The 24,386-nt window shown below is 46.6% G+C and carries 20 protein-coding genes; 10 read left to right on the top strand and 10 right to left on the bottom strand.

Annotation, left to right across the window (positions count from 1 at the left end):
• Positions 1–8: 8 nt before the first annotated feature.
• The 3 genes from Q1A86_RS03120 to mtr all read left to right on the top strand — a co-directional run bounded on the left by Q1A86_RS03120 (position 9) and on the right by mtr (position 5,350).
• Positions 9–1,298: a hypothetical protein gene (locus tag Q1A86_RS03120; protein WP_299802826.1), complete on the top strand. Its 1,290-nt coding sequence runs from the start codon at positions 9–11 to the stop codon at positions 1,296–1,298.
• A 372-nt stretch (positions 1,299–1,670) separates the two neighbouring features.
• Entirely contained in the window at positions 1,671–4,094 is a 2,424-nt protein-coding gene (gene plsB, locus Q1A86_RS03115) for a glycerol-3-phosphate 1-O-acyltransferase PlsB (RefSeq protein WP_299802825.1), read from the top strand.
• Positions 4,094–5,350, top strand: coding sequence for a tryptophan permease (gene mtr / locus Q1A86_RS03110; RefSeq protein ID WP_299802824.1), 1,257 nt, complete (start codon positions 4,094–4,096; stop codon positions 5,348–5,350). The genes plsB and mtr overlap by 1 nt, the downstream gene beginning before the upstream one ends.
• A 38-nt stretch (positions 5,351–5,388) precedes the next feature.
• Here mtr and Q1A86_RS03105 read toward each other — a convergent pair whose 3' ends face one another.
• Positions 5,389–6,417: an AraC family transcriptional regulator gene (locus Q1A86_RS03105; protein WP_299802823.1), complete on the bottom strand. Its 1,029-nt coding sequence runs from the start codon at positions 6,415–6,417 to the stop codon at positions 5,389–5,391.
• 138 nt (positions 6,418–6,555) lie between these two features.
• Between Q1A86_RS03105 and Q1A86_RS03100 the strand changes: the two genes are divergently transcribed.
• Positions 6,556–6,903 carry an MFS transporter gene (locus tag Q1A86_RS03100; RefSeq protein WP_299802822.1) on the top strand — a complete coding sequence of 116 codons (348 nt, stop codon included), beginning with the start codon at positions 6,556–6,558 and terminating at the stop codon, positions 6,901–6,903.
• A complete protein-coding gene (locus tag Q1A86_RS03095) occupies positions 6,896–8,119 on the top strand; it encodes an HlyD family secretion protein (RefSeq protein ID WP_299802821.1) in 1,224 nt (407 codons plus the stop codon). The genes Q1A86_RS03100 and Q1A86_RS03095 overlap by 8 nt, the downstream gene beginning before the upstream one ends.
• 63 nt (positions 8,120–8,182) lie before the next feature.
• On the opposite strand, the gene Q1A86_RS03090 is transcribed toward Q1A86_RS03095, so the two are convergent.
• Positions 8,183–9,373 carry a GGDEF domain-containing protein gene (locus tag Q1A86_RS03090; protein ID WP_299802820.1) on the bottom strand — a complete coding sequence of 397 codons (1,191 nt, stop codon included), beginning with the start codon at positions 9,371–9,373 and terminating at the stop codon, positions 8,183–8,185.
• A 191-nt stretch (positions 9,374–9,564) separates the two neighbouring features.
• Here Q1A86_RS03090 and Q1A86_RS03085 point away from each other — a divergent pair, with 191 nt between their 5' ends.
• Positions 9,565–10,347, top strand: coding sequence for a VOC family protein (locus Q1A86_RS03085; RefSeq protein ID WP_299802819.1), 783 nt, complete (start codon positions 9,565–9,567; stop codon positions 10,345–10,347).
• A gap of 73 nt (positions 10,348–10,420) precedes the next feature.
• On the opposite strand, the gene Q1A86_RS03080 is transcribed toward Q1A86_RS03085, so the two are convergent.
• From Q1A86_RS03080 to Q1A86_RS03055, 6 genes are all read right to left on the bottom strand, one after another.
• Complete coding sequence (locus Q1A86_RS03080; protein ID WP_299802818.1) at positions 10,421–13,558, bottom strand: CusA/CzcA family heavy metal efflux RND transporter; 3,138 nt, start codon at positions 13,556–13,558, stop codon at positions 10,421–10,423.
• Positions 13,559–13,571: 13 nt separating this feature from the next.
• Complete coding sequence (locus Q1A86_RS03075; RefSeq protein ID WP_299802817.1) at positions 13,572–15,380, bottom strand: efflux RND transporter periplasmic adaptor subunit; 1,809 nt, start codon at positions 15,378–15,380, stop codon at positions 13,572–13,574.
• Positions 15,381–15,404: 24 nt separating this feature from the next.
• Positions 15,405–16,019 carry a heavy metal-binding domain-containing protein gene (locus Q1A86_RS03070; RefSeq protein ID WP_299802816.1) on the bottom strand — a complete coding sequence of 205 codons (615 nt, stop codon included), beginning with the start codon at positions 16,017–16,019 and terminating at the stop codon, positions 15,405–15,407.
• Positions 16,020–16,164: 145 nt separating this feature from the next.
• Positions 16,165–16,581: a hypothetical protein gene (locus Q1A86_RS03065; protein ID WP_299802815.1), complete on the bottom strand. Its 417-nt coding sequence runs from the start codon at positions 16,579–16,581 to the stop codon at positions 16,165–16,167.
• Between the two features lie 117 nt (positions 16,582–16,698).
• Positions 16,699–17,118, bottom strand: a complete 420-nt coding sequence (locus tag Q1A86_RS03060; RefSeq protein WP_299802814.1) for a DUF2057 family protein — start codon at positions 17,116–17,118, stop codon at positions 16,699–16,701.
• A 154-nt stretch (positions 17,119–17,272) separates the two neighbouring features.
• Complete coding sequence (locus Q1A86_RS03055; RefSeq protein WP_299802813.1) at positions 17,273–17,701, bottom strand: hypothetical protein; 429 nt, start codon at positions 17,699–17,701, stop codon at positions 17,273–17,275.
• Between the two features lie 401 nt (positions 17,702–18,102).
• On the opposite strand from Q1A86_RS03055, the gene Q1A86_RS03050 reads away from it, so the two are divergent.
• Positions 18,103–18,666, top strand: a complete 564-nt coding sequence (locus tag Q1A86_RS03050) for a NapC/NirT family cytochrome c (protein WP_299802812.1) — start codon at positions 18,103–18,105, stop codon at positions 18,664–18,666.
• A gap of 644 nt (positions 18,667–19,310) precedes the next feature.
• Here Q1A86_RS03050 and Q1A86_RS03045 read toward each other — a convergent pair.
• Complete coding sequence (locus Q1A86_RS03045; protein ID WP_299802811.1) at positions 19,311–19,595, bottom strand: DUF1145 domain-containing protein; 285 nt, start codon at positions 19,593–19,595, stop codon at positions 19,311–19,313.
• Positions 19,596–20,219: a 16S rRNA (guanine(966)-N(2))-methyltransferase RsmD gene (rsmD, locus tag Q1A86_RS03040; protein WP_299802810.1), complete on the bottom strand. Its 624-nt coding sequence runs from the start codon at positions 20,217–20,219 to the stop codon at positions 19,596–19,598.
• Positions 20,220–20,444: 225 nt separating this feature from the next.
• On the opposite strand from rsmD, the gene ftsY reads away from it, so the two are divergent.
• From ftsY to ftsX, 3 genes are all read left to right on the top strand, one after another.
• A complete protein-coding gene (gene ftsY / locus Q1A86_RS03035) occupies positions 20,445–22,556 on the top strand; it encodes a signal recognition particle-docking protein FtsY (protein ID WP_299802809.1) in 2,112 nt (703 codons plus the stop codon).
• 104 nt (positions 22,557–22,660) lie between these two features.
• Positions 22,661–23,353 (top strand): cell division ATP-binding protein FtsE, encoded by a 693-nt coding sequence (ftsE, locus tag Q1A86_RS03030; RefSeq protein ID WP_299802808.1) that lies wholly within the window; start codon positions 22,661–22,663, stop codon positions 23,351–23,353.
• Between the two features lie 9 nt (positions 23,354–23,362).
• A complete protein-coding gene (gene ftsX / locus Q1A86_RS03025) occupies positions 23,363–24,328 on the top strand; it encodes a permease-like cell division protein FtsX (protein ID WP_299802807.1) in 966 nt (321 codons plus the stop codon).
• Positions 24,329–24,386: the final 58 nt, after the last annotated feature.

The following is a 24,386-nucleotide window of genomic DNA, read 5'->3' as shown; positions in this document are numbered from 1 at the left end:
GAAGAGATATGGAGATAGGCTGCTACAATAAGCTGCGAGATAAACTTTGCTTCTGGCGAAGGGGGATTGTCCTGCTTCTTTGCTGTGTTTCTCAGGCTCTTTGTGCAACCGAAGTACAGTATCAGGGCCATTTAAAGTATGAGTATGAAGGTTATGCCTTTTCAGAGCAGAGTGTTTATCGGGAGCTCTATGGTCAGCATCAACTCAATCAAACCGCACAATTTCGCTATCACCTTGGAAGCCAGTGGCAATCAGGCTGGCTAGCAGAAGCCGATTATCAGTTACTGGCAGGCTATGGCGAACATCGTTTTCAATTAACGCCCCTGGCTGATGGTTATTTGGGCTTAAGTGCTGTGATTGATGATGAGCAGCGGCTGTTTAATCTTACCCATACTATCTCAGAGCATAGAGACTTTATGATGCTTCAGCGTTTAGATAGAGCCATCGTTGGTTATCAAACAGATAACAATGTGATCAAGCTGGGTAGACAGGCCATTACCTGGGGCAACGGTCTGTTTTTTAATCCTATGGATTTCGTTAATCCATTCGATCCCACTTCTTTGGATAAAGAGTATAAGACTGGTGATGACATGATGTATGGCCAACATCTACTAGCAGATGGCAGCGATTTGCAGGCCGCCTATGTCGTGCGGCGTAATCATGACTCCGATGTTACTTATAATGTTGCGACCGCAGCCCTTAAATACCATGGTTTTAGCCATTACATTCACGAGTATGAGCTGTTAGTCGCTGAGCATTATGGCGACACGGTTGCGGCGCTCGCGAGCATCATTAGTGTCGGAGGCGCGATTTGGGCAACGGATCTTGTCGTTACTTTAGGGGAGCAGGATTATCTTTCTCTGGTTAGCAACTGGAGTTATTCTTGGGTGGGCTTAGAGAAAAATATGACGGGTAGCCTAGAGTATTTCTACAATGGTTTAGGCATTACCGATGGAGACTATAGCCTCGAGTCACTTAGGCAACATCCACAGTTACTGGAAAAAATTCAGCGTGGTGAGCTATACAACCTCTCCCGAGATTATCTTGCGAGCAGCCTATATATCGAGATGACCCCGCTTTGGTCACTATCACAAAATCTTTTCTATAACGTTCCTGATAACTCAGCCCTGTATCAGCTGCTCAGCCTGAATAATTTGAGCGACGAGCTGCGTTTAACTACGGCGCTCTCATTGCCGATAGGGGCTAAGGGGACTGAGTATGGCGGACTCAAGTTTGACGATGGTCAGTACTTTAGCTTCGAATTGTCTCTGTATATGCAGCTCGCTTGGTATTTTTAAACTATAAGTGCTTGTTGATGCTTGAGGGCACTGCGCTAAAGACCTAGAAAGGGATAAATATTCTCTTGCCTATGGCCCTGAGCCGGATTAGCCAAAATATCTCGAGAGTGATTTAAGAACTCTGGTCAATTTTCCCCCTAACTATCCGTTAAATTTAGTTTTATTGTTTCACCGACTCGGTAGAGGTATTAAATTGGAATGAACGAGATTTAATCCAAGAGTATTGCAGCGTTAGTGATATTTTTTTAGCTAAGTCATTGTTCTATAAATGTACAAACCCGATTGCGTACGGTAATAAGAGAATCGCGCAAACTATTTCAATATCTGCTATTCTAGCGCCTTATTAGAAGCGACTAACATTGCAAATAAATCATGTCCAAACAAGACTCTCTTTGGTTCAAATCTTTACGCTGGTTACAGCGTCAATTAGTTCACACTGTCGTAGTGCCTCACGATCCATTCGACGATCTCAACTTAGATCCGAGTAAGCCACTCGCTTATGTAATGAAAACTGAATCTGTCAGTGACATTGCAGCACTTAGCGAAATGACGGCAAAACTTGGCCTACCTAGCCCTTACGAGGACTTAGAAGTCAATGGCATTAAGGCTCCACGAGTGGTCTGTCTTGAGGGGAGTAAACCTCTCTTTGGCCAGCGAGAAGGTGGTGAGCAGTACATAGATTGCTTCAAGAGACTACTTAGCGTACATAAGCAAAATCGCGAATTAGACATTCAATTGGTACCTGTCAGCCTTTATTGGGGTCGTACCCCAGGTAAAGAAGATGACACCATGCGCGCCGCGGTGCTCGAGCGCCAAAATCCAACTTGGTTACGCAAGTGCTTAATGATCTTGTTCTTGGGTCGACACAACTTCGTACAGTTTTCTAATGCGGTTTCACTGCGTTATATGGCCGATGAACACGGCACAGATAAGCGTATCGCTCAAAAGCTTGCTCGTGTCGCAAGGGTGCATTTCCAGCGTCAACGTAAGGTAATGACTGGCCCACAGCTACCTAAGCGTCAGGCATTGTTCCACGCTTTACTTAAATCGGATTCGATTACTAAGGCGATTAAAGAAGAAGCGGCAAGCAAGAAGATCTCCGAGGCGGAAGCGCGCGCTAAAGCGATGGAGTACCTCGATGAAGTGGCAGCGGATTACTCAGATAGTCTGGTGCGTATCGCCGAGCGTTTCCTAACTTGGCTATGGAACAAGCTTTATAAAGGCATCAACATTAAAGGTGCCGAGCAGGTAAGACAGTTGCACCATGATGGTCATGAGATTGTCTATGTGCCGTGTCACCGAAGTCATATGGACTACTTGCTACTGTCTTATATTCTTTATTATCAAGGTATGGTTCCACCGCATATCGCAGCGGGTATTAACCTTAACTTCTGGCCTGCAGGCCCTGCGTTCCGTCGTGGTGGTGCATTCTTTATTCGTCGCAGCTTCGGTGGCAACAAGCTTTACACCGCCGTGTTCCGTGAATATTTAGATCAGCTATTTACTAAAGGCTATTCGGTAGAGTATTTCACAGAAGGCGGTCGTTCACGTACCGGACGTCTGCTAGCACCTAAAACCGGAATGATCGCCATGACACTTAACAGTGTGTTGCGCGGTGTTGAACGCCCTGTGACGCTAGTGCCTGTGTATTTAGGCTATGACCATGTAATGGAAGTGGCGACTTACCATAAAGAGTTGAGTGGTAAGAAGAAAAAGAAAGAGTCAGTTTGGCAGGTATTTGGCGCCATTCGTAAACTAGGCAACTTTGGTCAAGGTTACGTTAACTTTGGTGAGCCGATCACCTTGCATAACTTCTTGAACGAGCAGGCTCCGAGCTGGCGTGAAGATATTGCTAAAGACCCAGATCAGAAGCCTAGCTGGTTAACGCCTGTGGTGAACACGCTTGCTAATCGCGTGATGACTAACATCAACGATGCGGCGGCGGTGAGCTCTGTGACCCTAACCAGTATGGTATTGCTAGCGTCAGAGCAAAATGCGCTGGAGCGCTCTCAGCTAGAGAAGCAGTTAGACTTGTATCTAACCATCTTAAAAGAGCAGCCATATACCGAATATACGTCTGTGCCAGAAGGTACGGGCCATGACTTGGTTTCTCAAGGGTTAGAGCTTAAAAAGCTGCAGATTGAAAGCGATCCGCTAGGCGATATTATTTCGATTGACCAAAGCATTGCGATCACCATGACCTACTATCGCAATAACATCATCCACCTTATGGTGTTGCCATCTCTGATCGCAGCCTGTTTACTGCGTAAAGAGAATTGCAGTCGCGAAGATGTTATCTGTGTTGTAAATGATTTCTACCCACTGCTTGAAGCCGAATTGTTTATGGGGATTGATGATCCTGCTCAATACGCAAGCCAGATCCTCGACATTTTTGTCGCTCAAGGCCTTGTAGTTGAAGCGGAGCACTTCGAAGTTGTGCAGAGCAAGATCAATCAGTTGCTACTGCTTTCGGGCACGATCAGTGAAACCATGCAGCGTTACGCTATCTTGTTTAACTTGCTTGAAGTTAAGCCGAATATCGAGCGTTCAGAGCTTGAAAAAGACAGTCACCGTTTGGCACAAAGATTAGGTGCGCTTCACGGTATTACTGCACCAGAGTTTTATGACAAGAAGCTATACGCTACGCTGAGTGTCAAATTAAAAGAGTTAGGTTACCTAGCTGATAATCAAGGGTGCAGCGATATCAAACGTATTAAAGAGAGAGCGAATCTACTGTTACGCTCGTCCGTAAGACAAACGATTGTAGATAGTGTGCATGCGGAGCAGAATACTTAATGGCAAATCATATGAATGCAGCCAAGAACAAGGTTGCAGGTAAGTCGCTGTTAGGTGGGGCAATGATTATTGCGGGGACGGCTGTCGGCGCAGGTATGTTTTCTTTACCTGTTGTAGGCGCTGGAATGTGGTTCGGTTATTCGCTATTGATGATGGCTGCCGTGTGGCTATGTATGTTGGTGTCGGGCCTAATGCTGCTTGAAACTAACTTGCATTTCGAGCCCGGTGCGAGCTTCGATACTTTGACTAAGGCAACCTTAGGCCAGTTCTGGCGTATCGTTAACGGCTTATCAATCGCCTTTGTTCTGTATATTTTGACCTATGCCTATATCAGTGGCGGTGGTTCAATCGTTAATCATAGTCTCGAAGGGCTAGGTGTTCATCTGCCACAAAGTGTTGCCGGATTGGTATTCGCAGGTGTGCTGGCGACGATTGTCATCATCAGCACAAAGGCAGTCGATAGAATTACCACAGTGATGCTGGGTGGTATGATTATTACCTTCTTCCTCGCAGTGGGTAATCTGTTATTCGATGTTGAGTCGGTGAAGCTATTGAGCCCCGATGGTGAAAACAAGTATCTGCCTTATATGCTAGCAGCTCTGCCTTTTGGTCTAGTAAGCTTTGGCTATCATGGTAATGTGCCTAGTCTGGTTAAGTATTATGGTAAAGATCACCGCACCATTATCAAGGCTATAGTGATCGGTACTGGCATAGCATTGGTTATCTATATCTGCTGGCTTGTTGCTACCATGGGCAATATCTCTAGAACTGGCTTTATTGATATCATAGAGCAGGGCGGTAACATGGGCGTGCTAGTGAATGCCCTATCTGGCGTGATAGCGAGTGACTGGTTAACGACTATGTTAACCCTGTTTGCTAACCTAGCCGTAGCCTCGTCTTTCTTGGGGGTGACCTTAGGTCTATTTGATTATCTGGCGGATCTATTTGGGTTTGATGAGTCGCGAACAGGTCGATTAAAGACTGCCGCGGTGACATTCCTTCCACCGACATTGCTTGGTCTACTCTTTCCAAATGGCTTCCTCATCGCTATTGGCTTTGCGGCGCTGGCTGCCACTATCTGGGCGGCAATTGTGCCAGCTATGATGGCTTATAAAGTCAGGGCTATGTATCCAGATAGTACTAGCTATAAAGTGCCTGGTGGCAACGTGGTGATCGCTATTGTGATTCTATTTGGTGTGATTACTGCTGCATGTCACTTGTTGGCGATGGCGGATATGTTGCCACTATACGGTTAGACGTTAGCTGCGGGTCAATCAAAAAACAAAAGCCTCTTTTAAAGAGGCTTTTTGCTATTTAGATTCAGCTTATTCAAATATTGAGTCGGCGTTTGACGACGAAATCGTGTAAATGAACGACTAAAGCTATGTGAATTGGCATAGCCTAAACGTGTCGCAATCTCAGCCACATTCATCCCCTCCAGCATATATCTAATCGCCTGATTACAAAGAATATAGCCAGATAGATAGGTAAAGGTAAATCCAAGCTTTTGTAGTCGCCTCTGCAGTTGTTGGCGAGAGATCCCAAACAGCTCGGCTACCGAATCGACATTTGGTAAACCGTAATAGCGGGAATAATTCACCATCTCGTAGAGGACTTTAGGCGTATCCATGGGTTGCGGCATATTAAGATACTTTTCTAATTGAGATAGGGGGATCGATGCGGTCAAGGGCTCTGGCGTGTAGCTGTAATCATCGGTGAACATGAGTAGGCTGTCGATGCCAAGCCACAGTTCAGTTTGCGGCGCATTCCAAGACACTGGGCAGCCAAAGATCTCCTCGGTTTCCTTCTGCAGAATGGGTGGGCCGCTGAGCCTGACTTTTCGTGGACTATAGCTATCACCAACATAGTTTTTAATGGCGTTAAATAGGGTAAAAGCCACTCTTAACGAGTCATGAGAGCGCGCCTTTCCCTTTACAAAATCATTGCAGTAGCACCACTTTAATATTTTTCCCGACTGCTGAGCGTAATAGCTAGCACCAGATTGAAAGCTGCAAATACCATGGTTGATCCGTCTAAAGGAGATGGCCAAGTCAGGGGCGCTTAAAAACCAGTTACCTGGAACCTCGAGATTAGCTAAAGTCAGGTAGCTCTGGATCTTCACCATATAATCCGCGTCACCTGTTAGGGATTCTATCTGCTCAAACCATTTTGACACTTGAGTAAAAGGGATCAGCGTCATCCGATCTTGTAGTAGCAGCTTTGGGATCCCTAACGCCTCAGCTTGCACACCGTAATGCGCTTCAACACCTTCTAAAACAGGAGAAATATAGCAGGAGCGAATGAAGGCGGTATTGAGCAGCATGGCGATTATCCTAGTGACAATTAAGGTCTGATTGAATCATAAAGTGGGAGTAATTGATACATAAGTGTATCTAGTCTTGCTCTTAATATTGCGACGGGCAAACTACGCAGCCAAAACACTTTTTTGAGGTTTCTTTCTATGAGTCTGTTCAGTATGCCATTCGTCGATTCTGGCGTGGATAGCGCCCTGCATGGCGTCGCAGCAGTCGTGATGGTGCTTACGGTTGCAGCAGCTGCTTATGGGTTCTGGAAAATTCATGAGCTGCCAATTAATAAGGCCCACAAGGAGCAGCATCATCAGATAGGGCTGATCACCGCACTCACCTGGATAGGCTTCATCTGGCACTGGGTCTGGGTTGTCGCCGTGATAGTCGCTTTCGTTGATGGCGAGAAAGCATTGAGGCGAATACGAGATGTGTGGCGTGAAAAAGAGCCGCAAGCAATAGCGAATGATTCGGCAGTAAAAGAGGAGCAAACCAATGCTTGAAGGATTAGCCGTATGGGCACTATTCATTTATCTTCTGCGCCTAATTGGTATGCCATGGAACACCTATAGTAAGGCCTTCGCATATTTGGGTGGCACAGGCTGGCTGATGTTTGTATGGGTGGGTTTACTTAATTACACCCCAATGGATCTGTCGGGTGGCTCTTTGGTGCAATCGCCCCATATTCAACTGCGTCCGGCAAACTCTCAGATCCGCGGCAAGGTCGAGAATATCTATGTGAAGCCTAACCAACAGGTTGAGGCTGGTCAGCTTATTTATGATTTAGATGCCGAGCCCTATCAAATTGCGTTGAATAAGGCGTTGGTGGCGCAGGAAACCGCAAAGGTAAACCTGTCTTTGGCTAACGAAGATGTAAAGCTAGCCTTGAAGCAGCATGAAGTGGCGATAGCCGACGTCAGCATTACCAAGAATCAGCTAGATGCAGCGTCTAAAGATCTAGCCTGGAAACAGAAGACATTGGCACGTTTTGTCGAGCAGAACCGCGTGGTGCCCGATACCATCACTAAGAGTCAGTTAGATGAGCAGCAAACGGCGGTCGATCTGGCTAATGCACAGGTGCAGACCTACTCGACTCAAATTGAGAAGGCGCAGATGGCTGAGCATACGGCATTGCTGAATATTGAAAAGTCTCGTTTGGCTGTAGAGAGTCGTCAATCTGATCTCAATAGTGAGCATGAAAATGTCGCTCAAGCTCAGTGGAACATAGATAACACCAAGATCTATGCACCAACAGATGGCTACGTGACAAACTTCATTATGCGTGAAGGCCAGTATGTCGGTGTTGCGCCGCGCATGCAGATGTACACTAACGAAAAATATGTATTGATGCGGGTAAACCACCAGGCTATTCGCAACGTTAAGGTGGGTCAGCTAGCTGAGTTCGCCTCTGCGGTTTACCCTGGTAAGGTGTTTAGCGCCGAAGTTGAGGGCATAGTAGAAGCGACTGGTGAGTCGCAGGGACGCTTGCTCGCCTTAGACGATAACGTAAGGCAAACCACGGGGCAGAACCTGAATAATAAGCACCACTTTGTCAGACTTAAACTGACCGAAACCGGTGATTACGACATTCCTGTGGGGTCGGTTGGCCTAGCGTGGATCTCTGGCACTAAACCGATTGAGTTCTTAGCATTCTTAGATGTGATCCGTGGAATCGTGATTAGAATGAAGTCACAAATCTACTACTTTTATTCTATCTAGTTATATCTGTCCCCCCAAGACATAAGGCTTGGGGGCTTGTGACTTGCTAGGCAAAAACTTGTACTAGGCAAATACCAAATTACGACCATTGTTCTTCGCCTTGTAGAGGGCCTTATCGGCTCTCTTCAAGGTATTTTCGAATGTGCCTTCACCGTGCTGTTCGGCCACCCCGATTGAAATGGTAATGTTCACTGTCTGATTCGGTTTATGTTTGGTATTTCTATCAAGTCTACTCTTATTTTTACGGCTCTGATTTCGTAGCACAATATTGTATTGACTGATTTTGCGTCGGATCTCTTCCAATAGAGGCAATACCGCTTCTATGTTTTTATTCGCGAACACTATGGTGAATTCTTCTCCGCCATAGCGAAATACCTTGCCACCCCCTTGGATCTTACTGAGTTTCTTCGCCACCAAGTGCAACACTTGATCACCAACATCATGGCCATAGGTGTCATTAAAGGTTTTAAAGTGGTCGATATCAACCATGGCGAGGCAATAGTGCTTATTGAGTGATTGGGCCAAGGTATTTAGGGAGCGACGGGAGCCTAGCCCTGTCAGCTCATCTCTGTAGGCAAGGTTATGGCTCCTGACTAAGATAGAGATTAAGTATGCTATGGCTAGTATGGTTAGCAATAGTGACAGGGGTAACTCATTGGGCAGATAGAAATGAAATAGCCAGATGAATAGTGTGACCATAATTGCGGAGTCGACACCTGTCGCGCGGCAAATGGTAAAAGTACAAAGTACTATGCATGAAATGCCGATGGGAACATATGAAGAAGTGAGGAGTTTGAGTGTATTTGGCAGTAACCCTGCATCGACGGAGTTGAGGTAGGTAATCGCAGCACTCCAGCCTAAGGTTAAAATGACACATAGCCCCACCGCGAGAATTGACTTGAAAAAATATACTGAAAATAGGCCCCTGTCTTTGAATGCGGCAAAGAAAGTAATTATTAAGCTACCAGCAAGGATCACCTGCTCTTGATTCAATAGGGCCATTTCAGGAAGCAATACCGGGCTCGATTCAAAGTAGTAGTACCCAAGCAGCAGTAGCGACAGGTAACTAATACGCCAACAATTAAACTGCAGTGCCAGTACTGCAGAGATGCCGAGTAAATAATAGGGCAGCTCATTTATTTTAGGTAGCCAGCCTTGCCATATTGTCGATAGGTGCTGAGTGACCACGATATAGAGAAAGGTGATGACAACAGGGACAAAGAGGTAACGTAAACTTCGTTCTAATACAGGCACTGTCAATCTTCCGTGATGATGGCTAGATCTAGATTATAGTCCATTAGTTTTAAATTTGAGGCTTATCTCAATTGAGCATGCTTAGGGTCTATTTCGGTTGGCGATAAGAGATTTTCGGCGGCGAGTTGGACAGTTGGTGCAAAGCGGTCTTAACTCAAAGGATTAGGTCGCCGTTAATCATGGAATTTAAGATGAAAGTTGATCAATATTTTCAGGGCCAGCCATGCTGGATGGAGTTAGCCTCTTTGGATATCGATGCCAGTAAGCAGTTTTATAAAGCTTTGTTTGGTTGGGAAGTTGTTGATATGCCAATACCACAAGGTACCTATAGCATGCTCGCTATCGATGGTGACGATATTGGTGCCATGTATCAGTTGCCTGAAGAGATGATAGCCAACGGCGATACGACGCAGTGGACTGTGTACTTTGCGGTAGAAAATCTAGATGCCTCCTTGGTCGATGTCACTGGAGCTGGTGGCACTCTTTTGATTGGCCCCCATGATGTGGGCGAGGCGGGAAGAATGGCGATAGTTCAAGATCCTGAAGGTGCCAGATTTGCGCTCTGGCAAGCTAAGAATCACATCGGGGCACAACGCGCGGCAGAAACTCACACCCTATGCTGGGTAGAGCTTGCTTGTCGTGATCCTGAGGAAGCCAAGCAGTTTTACCCGCATGTGTTTGGGTGGGGGGTTAGGGACAGCAATATGGAGGGGATGGACTACACCGAATGGCAGGTAGGCTCTCAAGATATTGGTGGCATGATGGCAATGACGCAGGAATGGGGTGACATGCCTGCTCATTGGATGATCTATTTCACTGTAGATGACTGCGATTCAAAGGTGAAGCAGGTAGAGGAGTTCGGAGGCAAGGTTTGTGTGCCATCAACTGATATTCCCAATGTCGGACGTTTTGCGGTGATTAACGACCCAAGCGGCGGCTTCTTTTCGATTATAGAGCTGCGTATGGGCAATTAGGATTAAATGCTTAATGTAGGAAGTAACAGGGTCGCAATATTGCGACCCTGTTTCATTGCGGTAAAGCTTAAAGCTATTCCTTACTTAAAGAGCGGCCATAGATCAGCAAGTAGATTGCCGGGATCACAAACAGCGACAAGATAGGCGCGGTGACCATGCCACCCACCATAGGGGCGGCGATCTTCTGCATCACCTCATTACCCGTACCACTCCCCCACATGATTGGTAACAGGCCGAAGAAGATAGTCGCGACTGTCATCGCCTTAGGACGAATACGCATTACCGCACCGTGGATAAGCGCTTCGCTCAAGTCACTGCGCTTACTGTATAGGCCCGCGAGTTTTCGATCCCTTATGCTGTTATTCAAATAGACCTGCATCACTACGCCAAACTCAGCTGCAACGCCTGCCAGCGCTATCATTCCCACAGATACGGCAACGGAGAAATCAAAGTTCAACAAGTACAGCAACCAAGCGCTTCCCACGAGGGAGAAGGGCAGGCTTAACATGATGACCGATGCTTGTATAAATGAGCTAAAGGTCATCATGAGTAACATGAAGATCACCGCAAGCATCAAGGGAACGACCAACTGCATCTTGGCTTCAACACGCTGCATATACTCATATTGACCAGCAAAGCTATAGCTATAGCGCGGTGGTAAGCTGATCTGTTTATCCAGTGCGGCTCTAGCCGTTGTGATGTATTCGCCGATAGAGATATCTTTCAAATCGACAAATACCCAACTAATCAAGCGGCCGTTTTCACTGGCCAGCATAGGCGCACCATCGCTGATGCTGATACTCGCGAGATTGCCTAAGGGCAGGTATTTCCCCGTCTTAGTGAGCACCGGCAGATCTTCCAGCTTTTCGATACTATCGCGTAGTTCACGAGGGTAGCGGATATTGATTGGGTAGCGTTCTTGGCCTTGAATAGATTGGCCCACCTGCATCCCCCCAATCGCCATCTGCACCACGTCTTGAATGTCCTTTAGGGTCATTCCGTAGCGGGCTGCATTCTTAAGATTGGGTTCGATATCAATATAGCGTCCACCGCTGGTGCGCTGGGCAAATGCAGATTCAGTGCCGGGGAGTTTGCTTACTACGGCTTCTATCTCTGTACCTATACGCTGTAACTCATCAATGTCGGCACCAGATATTTTAATGCCGACAGGGGTTCTCACGCCGGTAGAAAGCATATCGATACGAGTCTTGATCGGCTGCACCCAAGCGTTGGTCATGCCGGGTACTTTGACGGTTTTCTGTAGCTCCGCAATAATGCCCTCCAGTGTCATGCCTTCTCGCCAAGTGTCACGAGGATTTAGCATGATGGTGGTCTCTAACATGGTTAGCGGCGCCGGATCCGTTGCCGTCATGGCGCGGCCGACCTTACCAAATACCCGTTTAACCTCTGGTACGGTTTTTATCAGCCTGTCGGTTTGCTGCAAGATCTCCGCAGCCTTACCTGCACTGACGCTTGGCAGCGTGGTTGGCATATAGAGCAGATCGCCTTCTTCAAGTTCAGGCATAAATTCACTACCCATCTTAGTCATAGGGTAGATAGCACTTGCGAGAGTTAGCATTGCCAACAAGATGGTGGTCTTGGGAAAGCGTAACACAAGGCGTAGCGTAGGCTCGTAAATCGCAATTAAAAATCGGCTGATGGGGTTCTTACGCTCATCGGGGATCTTACCGCGAACGAAATAGCCCATTAATACCGGGATTAAGGTGATTGCCAATATGGCGCTCGCAGCCATGGCAAAGGTTTTGGTGAAGGCTAGCGGATGGAACAGGCGTCCTTCTTGCGCCTCTAGCGCAAATACCGGAACAAAACTTAAGGTGATGATCAGCAAACTGAAAAACAGCGCCGGCCCCACCTCAACAGATGCTTTGCGTACCAACTCCCAATGGGCTTCACCCGTGGGTGTGGCACCATTATGCTGCTCTCGATAATGTTCTAGGTGTTTGTGGGTGTTTTCAACCATTACAATGGCGGCATCCACCACGGCGCCAATGGCGATAGCAATACCGCCTAAGCTCATGATATTGGCGTTGACGCCAATCATGTTCATCACGATAAAGCTGATAAGGATCGAGATCGGCAGCGAGATAATCGCCACTAATGTCGAGCGGGCGTGTAGCAGGAAGATCAGGCAGATGACTGCGACTACAAGCATCTCTTCTAGCACTTTATGCTTAAGGTTATCCACCGAGTTGAGAATGAGCTCCGAGCGATCGTAAGTGATTACTAACTCAACGCCATCGGGTAGTCCGTTTTCAATCTCTTGCAGCTTCTGCTTAACATTATTGATGGTCGCGAGGGCATTCTCGCCGTAACGCATCACCACGATGCCACCCACCACTTCGCCTTCACCGTTAAGCTCGGCGATACCACGGCGTGCGGCGGGGCCAGTGCGCAGCTGCGCCACGTCCTTCATCAATACTGGCGTGCCAGATTCCGAAACGATACCCAGTGGGATCTCTTCAAAGTCAGCCAAGGTTTGGCGATAACCCGTAGAGGTGATCATATACTCGGCTTCAGCCATCTCGATAACCGAACCACCAGTGGAGCTGTTGGAGTTATCTAAGGCATTTTTGACCGTCATCAAATCAATCTGATACAGCGCCAATTTATGAGGATCGACGATGATCTGATAAGACTGTTCCATGCCGCCAATGGTGGCCACCTCTGATACGCCTTCAACACTTTGCAGCTCAAGTTTTAAAAACCAATCCTGTAACGAGCGTAGCTGAGCTAAGTCATGCTTACCCTTACGGTCGACTAAGGCGTATTGGAACACCCAGCCCACACCCGACGCGTCGGGGCCTAAAGTTGGCGTAACGCTATCTGGCAGCTGACCTTGAGTTTGCGACAGGTATTCTAAAACCCGTGAACGAGCCCAATAGATGTCGGTGCCGTCTTCAAAAATAATGTAGACGTAAGAGTCACCGAACATTGAAAAACCACGTACGGTTTTCGCGCCCGGCACCGCCAGCATGGCGGTGGATAACGGATAGGTTATCTGATCTTCCACTAATTGTGGCGCTTGCCCCGGATAGGAGGTTTTGACAATAACCTGTACATCAGACAAATCAGGCAGTGCATCCAGAGGCGTCATGCGCATCGCCTGATAGCCGATTAGGGCTATCACCGCAGTAAGGACTAACACCATAGCTCGCTGTTTAATCGAGGCACTGATAATTTTTTCTAGCATAATCAGTCTCCGATTAGTGGTTTGCGTGTGGATCGCTAGCAGCGTTATTATTCTCGCCGCTATTACTACCACTTAAGCGCTGCAAGCTGCCCTGAATACTGGCTTCTGAGTCTAATAAGAACTGACCAGAAACAATCACCTTGTCGCCAACCTTTAGGCCTTCGATAATCTCAGCCTTGCCTTGGGCAATCATGCCAACTTTGACGGGAACAGAAGCAAAACGGTTATCGTCACGCTGGACGACTACGCGATTCTCGCGACCCGTGAGGATCAGTGCTTCGGTTGGGATAGCCAGCACTTCTCGCTTAGGGCCACCGAATAGTTTCACATCGACCAAGGTGCCAGGTTTAAGTAACTTCTTGGGATTGTCTAGCTTAATCCGCACTCGCATCGCGCGTGAGACAGGATCCAGCTCTGGATAGATATAGTCTATGGTCGACTCGAGATCGAATAGCCCTTGAGCGGCAGAGGTGACTTCCACTGGGCGGCCCTGCTCAAGCCAGCTCTGTTCATTTTCAAACACATCGGCAATAATCCACACACTGCTTAAATCGACTATTTCAAACAGGGTATCGCCGGGTTGAACATACATGCCGTGACGTACGGTAAGCTTGCTGATAAAGCCATCTTGCTCGGCATAAAATGGCACGCGATAGACAGTCTTGCCTGTACGCTCAAGCTGTTTGATTGTTGCCGAGCTGACTCCTAATAACTCAAGGCGTAGGCGCGCCTTGCGCAATAAACCTTGGCCACGGCTTTTGTCTTGCTTGAGGTAGTCGACTGCTTGCATATAGTCATCTTGAGCGTTAATCAGCTCCGGAGAGTAAAGCTCATAAAGCAATTCTCCTTTCTTCACCCGTTGACCGACGTTATGTACCATTAAGGTTTCAATCCAGCCATTGACGCGAGTATGGCTATGACCGATGGCGTTCTCGTTATACTCCACCGTGCCGATGGTTTTCACCAGCTTCCATAGCGTACCTTCGGTGACTTGCTCGCTGCGCATGCCTAAGGCTTGCTGCATACCGCCTGATACACCAACGACAACTTCTTCACCGACGCCGCCGATAGTGACTTTCTCAAGATCCATACCGCATATCGGGCAGGATCCCGGAACATCGGAAACAACGTGTGGATGCATAGGGCATACGTACTTTATATTGCCATCGCCGCTACTTTGCGCTGCGGGTGCAAGGGTTGGCTTAGGTTGGCTTAATATCTTATCTGCTTGAGATTGTGGGGCTTTCGAATCTGTTGTTGGGTGATTATGATCCGTATGCTTGTCAGTGCTCTCTTCTTCCTCTTCTTTAACTAAGAACATCTTGCACTCTGGACAGCGACCAGGTTCATGGCTGGTCACTTCTGGATGCATAGGGCAGTAATAGTTTTCAACCGCCGCTGAAGTTGCTGAGTTAGATGCTTCATCAGTTACTTCACCTGTGATTTCATCTTTAACTTCATCTTTGACGAGGAACATCTTGCACTCAGGGCAACGGCCAGGTTCATGGCTAGTCACTTCTGGATGCATAGGGCAGTAGTAGTTTTCAATCGTCGCAATAGTGGAGGATTTGTCTGCTACTTCATCTTTGACGAGGAACATCTTGCACTCAGGGCAGCGACCAGGCTCATGGCTAGTCACTTCTGGATGCATAGGGCAGTAATAGTCTTTGCTTACAGCCCCATGCTTCTCATGTTGCTGCGTCGGTGCATGTTCTTTGCTTTCAGCCGTCTGGCTAAAACCCAACTGTGGGGTCGCAGCCAAAGCAAGGCTTAAGGCGCAGACCGCAGTTTGATGCAATTTCTTTATCTTAAATAAACTCATAATGCCTTATCTCCACCCTAAGTATTAGTGATGCATGTGAGCAGATTTAGTTGCCTTGTCGCCGGTAGCGATAGGCTCTAGATCCATTCCACACTTAGGGCAGCTATCGCCTGCTTGACCTGTAATAGCCGGGTTCATAGGGCATGCATGGGTATGCTTGCTCATATGCTTGTGGTGTTTTTTAGCTTTATTAGGGCACGACTCTTTGTTCGGGCAAGAGTCACAGTTTTTAGCGTTATCGGCTTTTGCGATAGGTTCTAAGTCCATGCCGCATTTAGGGCAGCTGTCGCCTGCTTGACCTGTAATCGCTGGGTTCATAGGGCATGCATGGGTATGCTTGCTCATATGCTTATGGTGCTTTCCAGCTTTATTAGGGCACGACTCTTTATTAGGGCAAGAGTCACAGTTTTTGCCATGGCCTTTAGCGGCAGTCTTTGCAGCTTCCAGATCCATGCCGCATTTAGGACAAGAATCACCTTTGTTACCTGTTACTTCAGGATGCATAGGGCAAGCATAATCCTGATTTTGCACAGCGTGTTGGTTTTTATGGGCACCATGATGGTGTTCATTTGCTGTTGCTGTACCCGTCAAAGACAGAAATAGCAGGGTAGATAAGGCTAAACTTATAAGGGTTTTCATAACTCAACTCCATCGTATAGATGGCCGAATGCCTGTGCTTAAAATGAGCAGCAGAACAATTAACGGCTTAAATAATTGCTGATTAAGATTAATTTGTTTTCTTTTTTTACAAAGAGATATTCGCATAGAGACGCAGCGCCCCTATTTATGCGATGGGAGGTCTTAAATCTTGTGGCAATGAAATAGAGTGGAAATGAGGCATTGGAGTGGCCATTACAATATCGGAAGTGCTAAACCCTGGCCAAGGTGATGCACTAAACAGAGTACCTGTTACAGAAATTACCAAGCAATGGCTGCAGTCGCTCTGGCATGATCCATTGCCGTTGCAGCAAGGTTGAGCGTTGCCGGGAAGCATTTGCGATTGCATTTCAACTTCGCAGCAATGAGCGTCTTCATCCATTTGCATTGGGTGACAGTCTGTTCCGTCTTGCATGCTCATCATTGGCATATCATCAGCCATAGCTTTTGGCACCATCAGCGAACCATTAGAAAGCACTAGCTGACTCAACAATGCGAGTAGCGTAAAGGCTAACAATGTATGGCGACGGATTATGCTAAGCATGATGTTTCCAAATAATAAACTGTGTTAAGTCTACCATAGGAATTAAGCGGCACATTGATTAACTTCACAATTTTGCTGGTTCAATGTGCCATTCCTATTTGAGATTAGATAAATATCTTACTGTTTTGATAACAATAATTTGGCCATCAATTGACCATGGGTCATAAGGCTTACCTGCTTTTCAGTGCCCATGCCATCATTAAGCTTAATGGTTGGGTTATCGATGAATAGGTAAGCGTCTTCTTCAGACAATATGCTAGGTGTGAATGCCTTATAGTTGGCAGCCGTTTCTAGTTCGATATAGAGGTACAGTGGTTCTGAACGTACCCAGTTCGAATCTTCGGCATTGGTTTCAAACAAGTCGCGATATTGAACCTCAATGAGGTTTTGCCCTTGCTCTAACTCTAGGTAACGGCTATCGACGTTACTGAGTCCGTTTACGGCTAATACTTCTAATGACTCAGGAAAAGCCACTGAAGCGGCTTGAGAGGCGAAACTTGCAATTGATAGTGCGATGACGCTGATAAACTTTTTCATAATAAACTCCAAACAAAGTCAGATACTTAATATAGCGATCAGTGCTCAGGAAAAAGACTGATAGCCCTAGCCCAGTTATTAGAGTTCAATATCAATTTTTGACTCGATAACGAAAGGCTAATGATTCTGTAAAACGCTAAAAGTGAGATACAGCTTAAATACTGATGGGAGGGGGATTACTGGACGAGAGCTCAACGGTCTGAGGTGACCAAAAGCTAGTTTGTACACTGGCTGTTGAGTTGGGGGAGATTAGGCTCAATTGATGTTGTTCGATAATCCCCGGTGCTGATACACAATGAGATACGCAATTACCTGCACCTAAGATATCGCATAGGGCATCACAATCGATTTTGATTAAACTCAAATTTGGCATGTCAGAGTCACAATTCATCTGAGTGTCTGCACTATGTGAGGAGGCTAAGCTATTAGCCAGTATGGTTTGCGTGTGTGAGGCTTGTGGCTCGTTATGCTGAGCTGCATGGGAGCTAGCATGTAAATATTTAGGCATAGCCATCGCTGGAGACAATATAAATTGCCCAACCAGTGCGATGAAAAATACTAAATAAACAATTTGCTTGCGCATGCCTAACCCTATTTCTTGTAACAAAGATGTGTAACACCGAGGATGTAATTTAAGAGACCTAGGAACTATAGAAAAAGTTTCAAAAATCATAATTTTTTTGATTTTAGGTGTGTGGCTTGTCTCACTTTTACATCTAAAAGAATTTCAAAGAAAATAAATCAAACCGCTCTAATATCAAGTTGATAGCGTATTAACCTTGCGATAATCAAGGTGTTAGAGTAGCTTTAGTAATAGTGCATATAATATAAGCAGGTCAGGGGTCTGAAAAGAGAGTTAGAGCCATGTCTCATTTTGCACTTTTAGTTCCAGATATATGAGTAAGATCTAGTTTATAATGGAAAAATAAATAGAGATGAAGTTAACTTACATCGCTATAAAAATTAAATACTTGGAGATGAGTGATGAACTGGCGAGCACTATTTAAACCCAGCGCAAAATTTTCGATTCTGGCATTGTTGGTAGTCGGTGTCGTTGTCGGTGTAGTAGGTTACTTTGCTACACAGCAAACTTTACACGCAACGAGTACAGATGAGTTCTGTATGAGCTGTCACAGCAACCACTCATTGAAAGATGAAGTGCTTGCATCTGCTCACGGCGGCGGTAGTGCTGGTATCACGGTACAATGTCAAGATTGTCACCTTCCACACAACCCAGTTAAGTACCTAGTTAAGAAGATCATCGTATCTAAAGATCTATACGGTTACCTAACTATCGACGGTTTCAACACTCAAGAGTGGTTGGATGAAAACCGTAAAGAGCAAGCCGATCTAGCGCTTAAGTATTTCAAAGGCAACGACTCTGCTAACTGTCAGCACTGTCACACTCGTATCTACGAGAACCAGCCTGAAACTATGAAGAAGATGGCGAAGAGAATGCACGCTAACAACTTCAAGAAAGAAGAAGACAAGCGTAAGACTTGTGTTGACTGTCACAAAGGTGTTGCTCACGTTTATCCTAAGGGATAATACTCAGGCACAAGCCTAGAGCAGAGCCTGACTTAATGTCGGCAAGTTAAATCGCTAAAAGCCCCTTAATTGGGGCTTTTTTGTTTTTAAGCTTCGGAAAGTAAAAGAAGGTCCTAGGAAAGGCTGAGAAAGGTTCTAGGATCTAGGTCCTAGGAAAAAGAAAGGTCCTAGGTTCTAGGGATGCCAAGACGGAAAAGCTTGTTTTCTGCTGTAGGTTGGGTTTTAGCCCATCAATACTCCAATGGCTTATTGAGCGAGACTGAACAGCGCAAGCCTGACGGCATAAATGCCGGAAAAGCCCGGAAGGCTTAGAAGCAGCAGAGACGGTGCTTTTGGCATTTGCTCTACCTAGAAGGGCACTGCCCGCTCTCGCAGCGTAGCGTCCTAGGATCTAGGTTCTTTTTTTAAAGCTAAGACGAACGGCCTGCGGCCTAGGGAACGTGACTGCGTCACTGACGGAACGCTGCGCTTACGGAAAAGCTAAGAGCCAGAAAAGATGGTGCTTTAGGCTTTGGCTGTTTCTAGCAGGGCTTAGCCCGATCTCGCAGCGCAGCGTCCTAGGATCTAGATTCTGAAAAAAGCAAAAAATAAAAGGCAAAACAGCGGATACTGTTTTGCCTTTGTAGTCTTGGCTTGTCCGGCTATTAACCGTTTTGAGCCTGCTTATCCATAACTTGCTTGCGATACTGTAGTAGGCTAAATACACCAAATAGGAATACCTGCAGATAGTCAGATTTTTTCAGTTGCAGTAGTGGTTTAAACATAGTGTGGAAAATGAGTGTCTGAAAGCAATGCATAAAGATGGTCATTGCAAACAAGATATTGAGGACAACCGATATATTGCCTTCAAAAGGCATGATCAAGTTATAGATCATCATTAACCAAGCAAAGCCGGTGACCAATTTTCCTAAAACTAGCATGACTTTCATTTAACTCGCTTCCCCTGTATCAGTATTGATGTCTGCTTCTGAAACCTGCTCTGCAGAGTATTGATATAAACGATAGATCACTTGACCCGCTTTCTTCTCTTTCAGTAATGCCCAGCTAGCCGGTACGTTAAGCAGCGAGATTTCACTCTCGGTTTCTACGTAAATAAGAGCATCATCGTTTAACCATTGGTGTTGATCGATAAGTGCAATGCTTTTCTCTGCCAGTGACTTTCTAAAAGGTGGGTCGATAAAGACGAGATCGAAGCCTTCGTTTGGCTTATTAGCAAGTAGCGCTAGGCTATCACCTTTGATGACGTCTGCGTTCTCACACTTAAGCGTGGCCAGGTTGGCCACAAGCTGTTTCGCCGCTTGAGCCTGTAGCTCAAAAATCTTGGCGTAGCTGGCATATCGCGACAGTGACTCAAGGCTTAACGCGCCGCTACCGGCAAAGCAGTCGAGTACACGGGAGCCGCGTACATCGTTAGCAACCCAGTTGAATAGGGTTTCTCTGACGCGATCTGTGGTTGGGCGTAGCCCTTCAAGGTCGTGAATGGGCAACTTTCGCGAGCGCCATTGGCCTGAAATAATCCTAACTTGACCGCTAGAAGGTCTTTTTTTGACCATGGTGTCCTCGTGATTTTGCCTAATGAAAGAAAGTGGTAGACTATGGCGTCTGAATTTAGGTCGTTATTTTATATCAAAGCACAGCTAAATGGTAAAAAGCAGTTGTTAGATTCCGTCTGAATGGCGTTTTTGCTGTTTTTATCAGCGTAATTTGAGCTGGATTTTGATATAACGTCCTCCACCCCAATGCATTTATGTACAGCTATTTGAGCACCGGTATAACACATGGCAAAGAAAGGTTTTTTTTCCTGGTTCCGCAAGGATAAATCTAAAGAAGAAGCGCAGGCTGCAGAAGCGGCGAAACTAGAAGCTGAAAAGCTTGAGCTTGAGCTTGAAAGAGTCGAAGCTGAGCGTCTTGAATTAGAAAGAGTTGCAGCCGAGCAGGCCGAAGCTGCACGCATTGAGGCTGAGCAAGCTGAAGCCCAAAGAGTAGAAGCTGAACGTCTTGAATTAGAAAGAGTCGCGGCAGAGCAAGCAGAAGCTGCACGCATTGAGGCTGAGCAAGCTGAAGCCCAAAGAGTGGAAGCTGAACGTCTTGAATTAGAAAGAGCCGCGGCTGAACAAGCAGAAGCTGCACGCATTGAGGCTGAGCAAGCTGAAGCCCAAAGAGTGGAAGCTGAACGTATTGCTGCTGAACAGGCAGAAGCTCAGAGATTAGCAGCTGAACAAGCACGTTTAGCCGAAGAGCAGGCTGAAGCTCAAAGAGTTGCAGCTGAGCAAGCGGAAGCTCAAAGAGTTGCTGCGGAACAGGCTGAAGTTCAAAGGGTTGCAGCGGATCAAGCCGAAGCTCAAAGAGTTGCAGCTGAGCAAGCGGAAGCTCAAAGAGTTGCAGCAGAACAAGCCGAAGTTCAAAGGGTTGCAGCAGAGCAAGTCGAAGCTCAAAGAGTTGCAGCAGAACAAGCCGAAGCTCAAAGAGTTGCAGCAGAACAAGCCGAAGCTCAAAGAGTTGCAGCAGAGCAAGCCGAAGCTCAAAGAGTTGCAGCGGAGCAAGTCGAAGCTCAAAGAGTTGCAGCAGAGCAAGTCGAAGCTCAAAGAGTTGCAGCAGAGCAAGTCGAAGCTCAAAGAGTTGCAGCAGAGCAAGCCGAAGCTCAAAGAGTTGCAGCCGAGCAAGTCGAAGCTCAAAGAGTTGCAGCGGAGCAAGCCGAAGCTCAAAGAGTTGAAGCTGAACGTATTGAAGCAGAGAAGGTTGAGGCAGAAGCGGCTGCGGAACAGGCTCGTTTAGCAGCCGAACAAGCGGCTCAGGCTGAAGCCGAGCGCCTAGAGGCTGAACGTGTTGAATTAGAAAGAGTCGAAGCTGAGCGTCTTGAATCTGAAATAGCTGCTGCACAAGAGTTAGCAGCGCAACAAGCTACTGCACAAGAAGAACAACAGCCAGAGCCACAGATTAAGCCAGTTAAAGAAGGTTTGTTTGCCCGTCTTAAGCGCGGCCTAAAGCGCACCAGTGAGAGTATTGGTAGCGGCTTTATTGGGTTGTTTAGCGGTAAGAAGATCGATGACGATCTTTTTGAAGAGCTAGAAGAACAGCTATTGATCGCCGATGTGGGTGTCGAAACAACCACACGGTTGATTAAGAGCCTCACCGAGCAGGCAAGCCGTAAGCAGCTAAAAGACGGTGAAGCGTTATATGATCTTCTACGTGAAGAGATGCAAAAGACACTCGATCCCGTGTCTGTACCACTGATCCCTGAAAATGCCGATGGTCCATTTGTGATCTTAATGGTGGGTGTAAATGGTGTCGGTAAGACCACGACGATTGGTAAGCTGGCTAAGCAGTATCAGGCGCAAGGTAAGTCGGTGATGTTGGCGGCAGGTGATACCTTCCGTGCAGCGGCAGTTGAGCAGTTGCAAGTTTGGGGTCAACGTAACGATATCCCTGTTATTGCCCAGCATACAGGTGCAGACAGTGCATCAGTGCTGTTTGATGCCCTACAAGCGGCACGTGCCCGTAATGTTGACGTACTGATTGCCGATACGGCAGGTCGTTTACAGAATAAAGCCCACTTAATGGACGAGTTGAAGAAAGTCGTACGTGTGATGAAAAAGCAAGAGGAGAGTGCTCCGCACGAGGTGATGTTAACTTTAGATGCTAGCACTGGTCAGAATGCGATTAGTCAGGCGCAGCTGTTCCAAGAGGCCGTTGGTGTTACCGGTATTACCATCAGTAAGCTTGATGGCACCGCTAAGGGCGGGGTGATCTTCGCTATCGCCGATAAATTTGGTATTCCAATTCGTCATATTGGCGTAGGTGAGCAGATTGACGACCTACGTACCTTTGATGCGAAAGACTTTATCGAAGCTTTGTTTAGCCAAACAAAAGACGACAAAGACGCGAAATAACGTTAGCTTATAGCAAACGTTACTGAAAAATAGCTAAATAAAAGCACCCTACATGGGTGCTTTTACTAATGCCGATTAATGCCAACTAAAAAGAAATCTTATTAATGATTCGATTTGAGCAGGTAAGCAAAGTCTATCCCGGCGGGCAAAAAGCCCTATCGGATGTGAGTTTTCATCTAAAGCGTGGTGAGATGGCTTTTTTAACAGGTCACTCTGGCGCGGGTAAGAGTACGCTGCTTAAGCTGATCACCGTTATCGAAAGAGCTAACGGTGGTCGCGTTTCAATTAATGGTCATGATATCGCGAAGGTGACTCGTTCGCAGGTGCCTTACCTACGTCGTGATATTGGTATGATCTTCCAAAATCATCACTTGCTGATGAACAAGAGTGTGTTCGACAACGTTGCTTTACCTTTGATTATCGAAGGCTTCTCGATTGGAGAGATCCGCAAGCGTGTTGCAGGAGCGCTCGATATGGTGGGCTTATATGGCAAAGAACGCCATAACCCCATCATGCTGTCGGGTGGTGAGCAGCAAAGAGTGGGTATTGCTCGTGCGATTGTAAACAAGCCTCCTCTGCTACTTGCCGATGAGCCGACGGGTAACTTAGATCCTAAGCTATCTATGGATATTCTGCGTCTGTTTGAAACCTTTAACGATGCGGGGACAACCGTACTTATCGCAACCCATGATCTGGGTTTAATTGCACGAATGAAGTATCGAACTTTAACCCTTAAGCAGGGGCGAGTGTTAGGAGCTGAAGAGCTAAATGCTCAAGACAGCTTCGGCATTAACTGAGGATAAATTATGAGCAAGCAACCTCAGATAAATCGTAGTAAATTGCCATTTTCGGGTCGAATTGTGATGTTTTTTATTCGTCACATTCAGCATGCGATGGCCAGTATCGGCGAGCTATGGCGTAACCCTGTTTCATCTATCATGACCATGGCCGTTTTGGGCGTTAGCCTAAGTTTACCAGCGGCTTTACAGGTGTTGGTAAAAAATGCCGAAACCATAACCGAATCTTGGAACAGTGCCGCCGAAATATCCTTGTTTATCGACGAAGGCCGTAGTGAAACCAGCATTCAAAGCTTGATTACTCGCCTTAAGGTTTACCCGGAAGTGAGTGATGTCAATTATATCGATCGTGAGCAGGCGCTTGAGGAGTTTCAGCGTTTATCGGGCTTTGGTGAGGCGCTATCTTACTTAGACTCCAACCCTCTGCCAGCAGTGGTCATGGTGACGCCAAGTAATAAGTATTCCAGCCCAACAGGGGCGAGGGAGCTGCTAAGAAAACTTGAGCAGGAGCCGGAAGTGAGTTTCGGTCGATTAGATATCGAGTGGTTAGAGCGCTTGCAAGCGGTTGTTAAGCTGTTAGAGCGTACGGTATTAGCGATTGCCGCGCTGCTCGTACTCGCTGTGGTACTAGTGATTGGTAACACCATTCGCTTAGCAATTATGAACCGCCGCACCGAAATCGAGGTGATGAAACTTGTCGGTGCTACAGAGGCCTTTATCCAGCGCCCCTTCTTATATACTGGGATCTGGTACGGTGTGATTGGTGGGTTTTTAGCTTGGGTTATAATTAATTTATTGGTTTTATATTTAGACTCGGCCTTAGGCGAGCTACTGGGCTTATATGGTAGCCAGCTGCAGATGGAGTCACTCACCTTCGGTGAATTAGGGCAACTGGTATTGTTGGCGTCTTTCTTAGGTTGGTTAGGTTCCTACCTTTCAGTACGGCAGCATCTTAGAGCAATAGAACCGTCATAATAACCCGTTACACTTGGCAATAGATGATAGGTTAAAAGATGAACTTTGTTTCATTTGA

The organism is uncultured Shewanella sp. (assembly GCF_947497935.1).
In the GTDB taxonomy this organism is placed as follows: Bacteria; Pseudomonadota; Gammaproteobacteria; order Enterobacterales; family Shewanellaceae; genus Shewanella.
This window is presented reverse-complemented; position numbering and strand designations above follow the sequence as displayed.

Excerpts from the sequence above, each read along its gene's own strand:
- Q1A86_RS03120 (WP_299802826.1), top strand. The coding sequence starts at position 9 with ATGGAGATAGGCTGCTACAATAAGCTGCGAGATAAACTTTGCTTCTGG.
- plsB (WP_299802825.1), top strand. The coding sequence starts at position 1,671 with ATGTCCAAACAAGACTCTCTTTGGTTCAAATCTTTACGCTGGTTACAG.
- mtr (WP_299802824.1), top strand. The coding sequence starts at position 4,094 with ATGGCAAATCATATGAATGCAGCCAAGAACAAGGTTGCAGGTAAGTCG.
- Q1A86_RS03105 (WP_299802823.1), bottom strand. The coding sequence starts at position 6,417 with ATGCTGCTCAATACCGCCTTCATTCGCTCCTGCTATATTTCTCCTGTT.
- Q1A86_RS03100 (WP_299802822.1), top strand. The coding sequence starts at position 6,556 with ATGAGTCTGTTCAGTATGCCATTCGTCGATTCTGGCGTGGATAGCGCC.
- Q1A86_RS03095 (WP_299802821.1), top strand. The coding sequence starts at position 6,896 with ATGCTTGAAGGATTAGCCGTATGGGCACTATTCATTTATCTTCTGCGC.
- Q1A86_RS03085 (WP_299802819.1), top strand. The coding sequence starts at position 9,565 with ATGAAAGTTGATCAATATTTTCAGGGCCAGCCATGCTGGATGGAGTTA.
- Q1A86_RS03080 (WP_299802818.1), bottom strand. The coding sequence starts at position 13,558 with ATGCTAGAAAAAATTATCAGTGCCTCGATTAAACAGCGAGCTATGGTG.
- Q1A86_RS03075 (WP_299802817.1), bottom strand. The coding sequence starts at position 15,380 with ATGAGTTTATTTAAGATAAAGAAATTGCATCAAACTGCGGTCTGCGCC.
- Q1A86_RS03070 (WP_299802816.1), bottom strand. The coding sequence starts at position 16,019 with ATGAAAACCCTTATAAGTTTAGCCTTATCTACCCTGCTATTTCTGTCT.
- Q1A86_RS03065 (WP_299802815.1), bottom strand. The coding sequence starts at position 16,581 with ATGCTTAGCATAATCCGTCGCCATACATTGTTAGCCTTTACGCTACTC.
- Q1A86_RS03060 (WP_299802814.1), bottom strand. The coding sequence starts at position 17,118 with ATGAAAAAGTTTATCAGCGTCATCGCACTATCAATTGCAAGTTTCGCC.
- Q1A86_RS03055 (WP_299802813.1), bottom strand. The coding sequence starts at position 17,701 with ATGCGCAAGCAAATTGTTTATTTAGTATTTTTCATCGCACTGGTTGGG.
- Q1A86_RS03050 (WP_299802812.1), top strand. The coding sequence starts at position 18,103 with ATGAACTGGCGAGCACTATTTAAACCCAGCGCAAAATTTTCGATTCTG.
- Q1A86_RS03045 (WP_299802811.1), bottom strand. The coding sequence starts at position 19,595 with ATGAAAGTCATGCTAGTTTTAGGAAAATTGGTCACCGGCTTTGCTTGG.
- rsmD (WP_299802810.1), bottom strand. The coding sequence starts at position 20,219 with ATGGTCAAAAAAAGACCTTCTAGCGGTCAAGTTAGGATTATTTCAGGC.
- ftsY (WP_299802809.1), top strand. The coding sequence starts at position 20,445 with ATGGCAAAGAAAGGTTTTTTTTCCTGGTTCCGCAAGGATAAATCTAAA.
- ftsE (WP_299802808.1), top strand. The coding sequence starts at position 22,661 with ATGATTCGATTTGAGCAGGTAAGCAAAGTCTATCCCGGCGGGCAAAAA.
- ftsX (WP_299802807.1), top strand. The coding sequence starts at position 23,363 with ATGAGCAAGCAACCTCAGATAAATCGTAGTAAATTGCCATTTTCGGGT.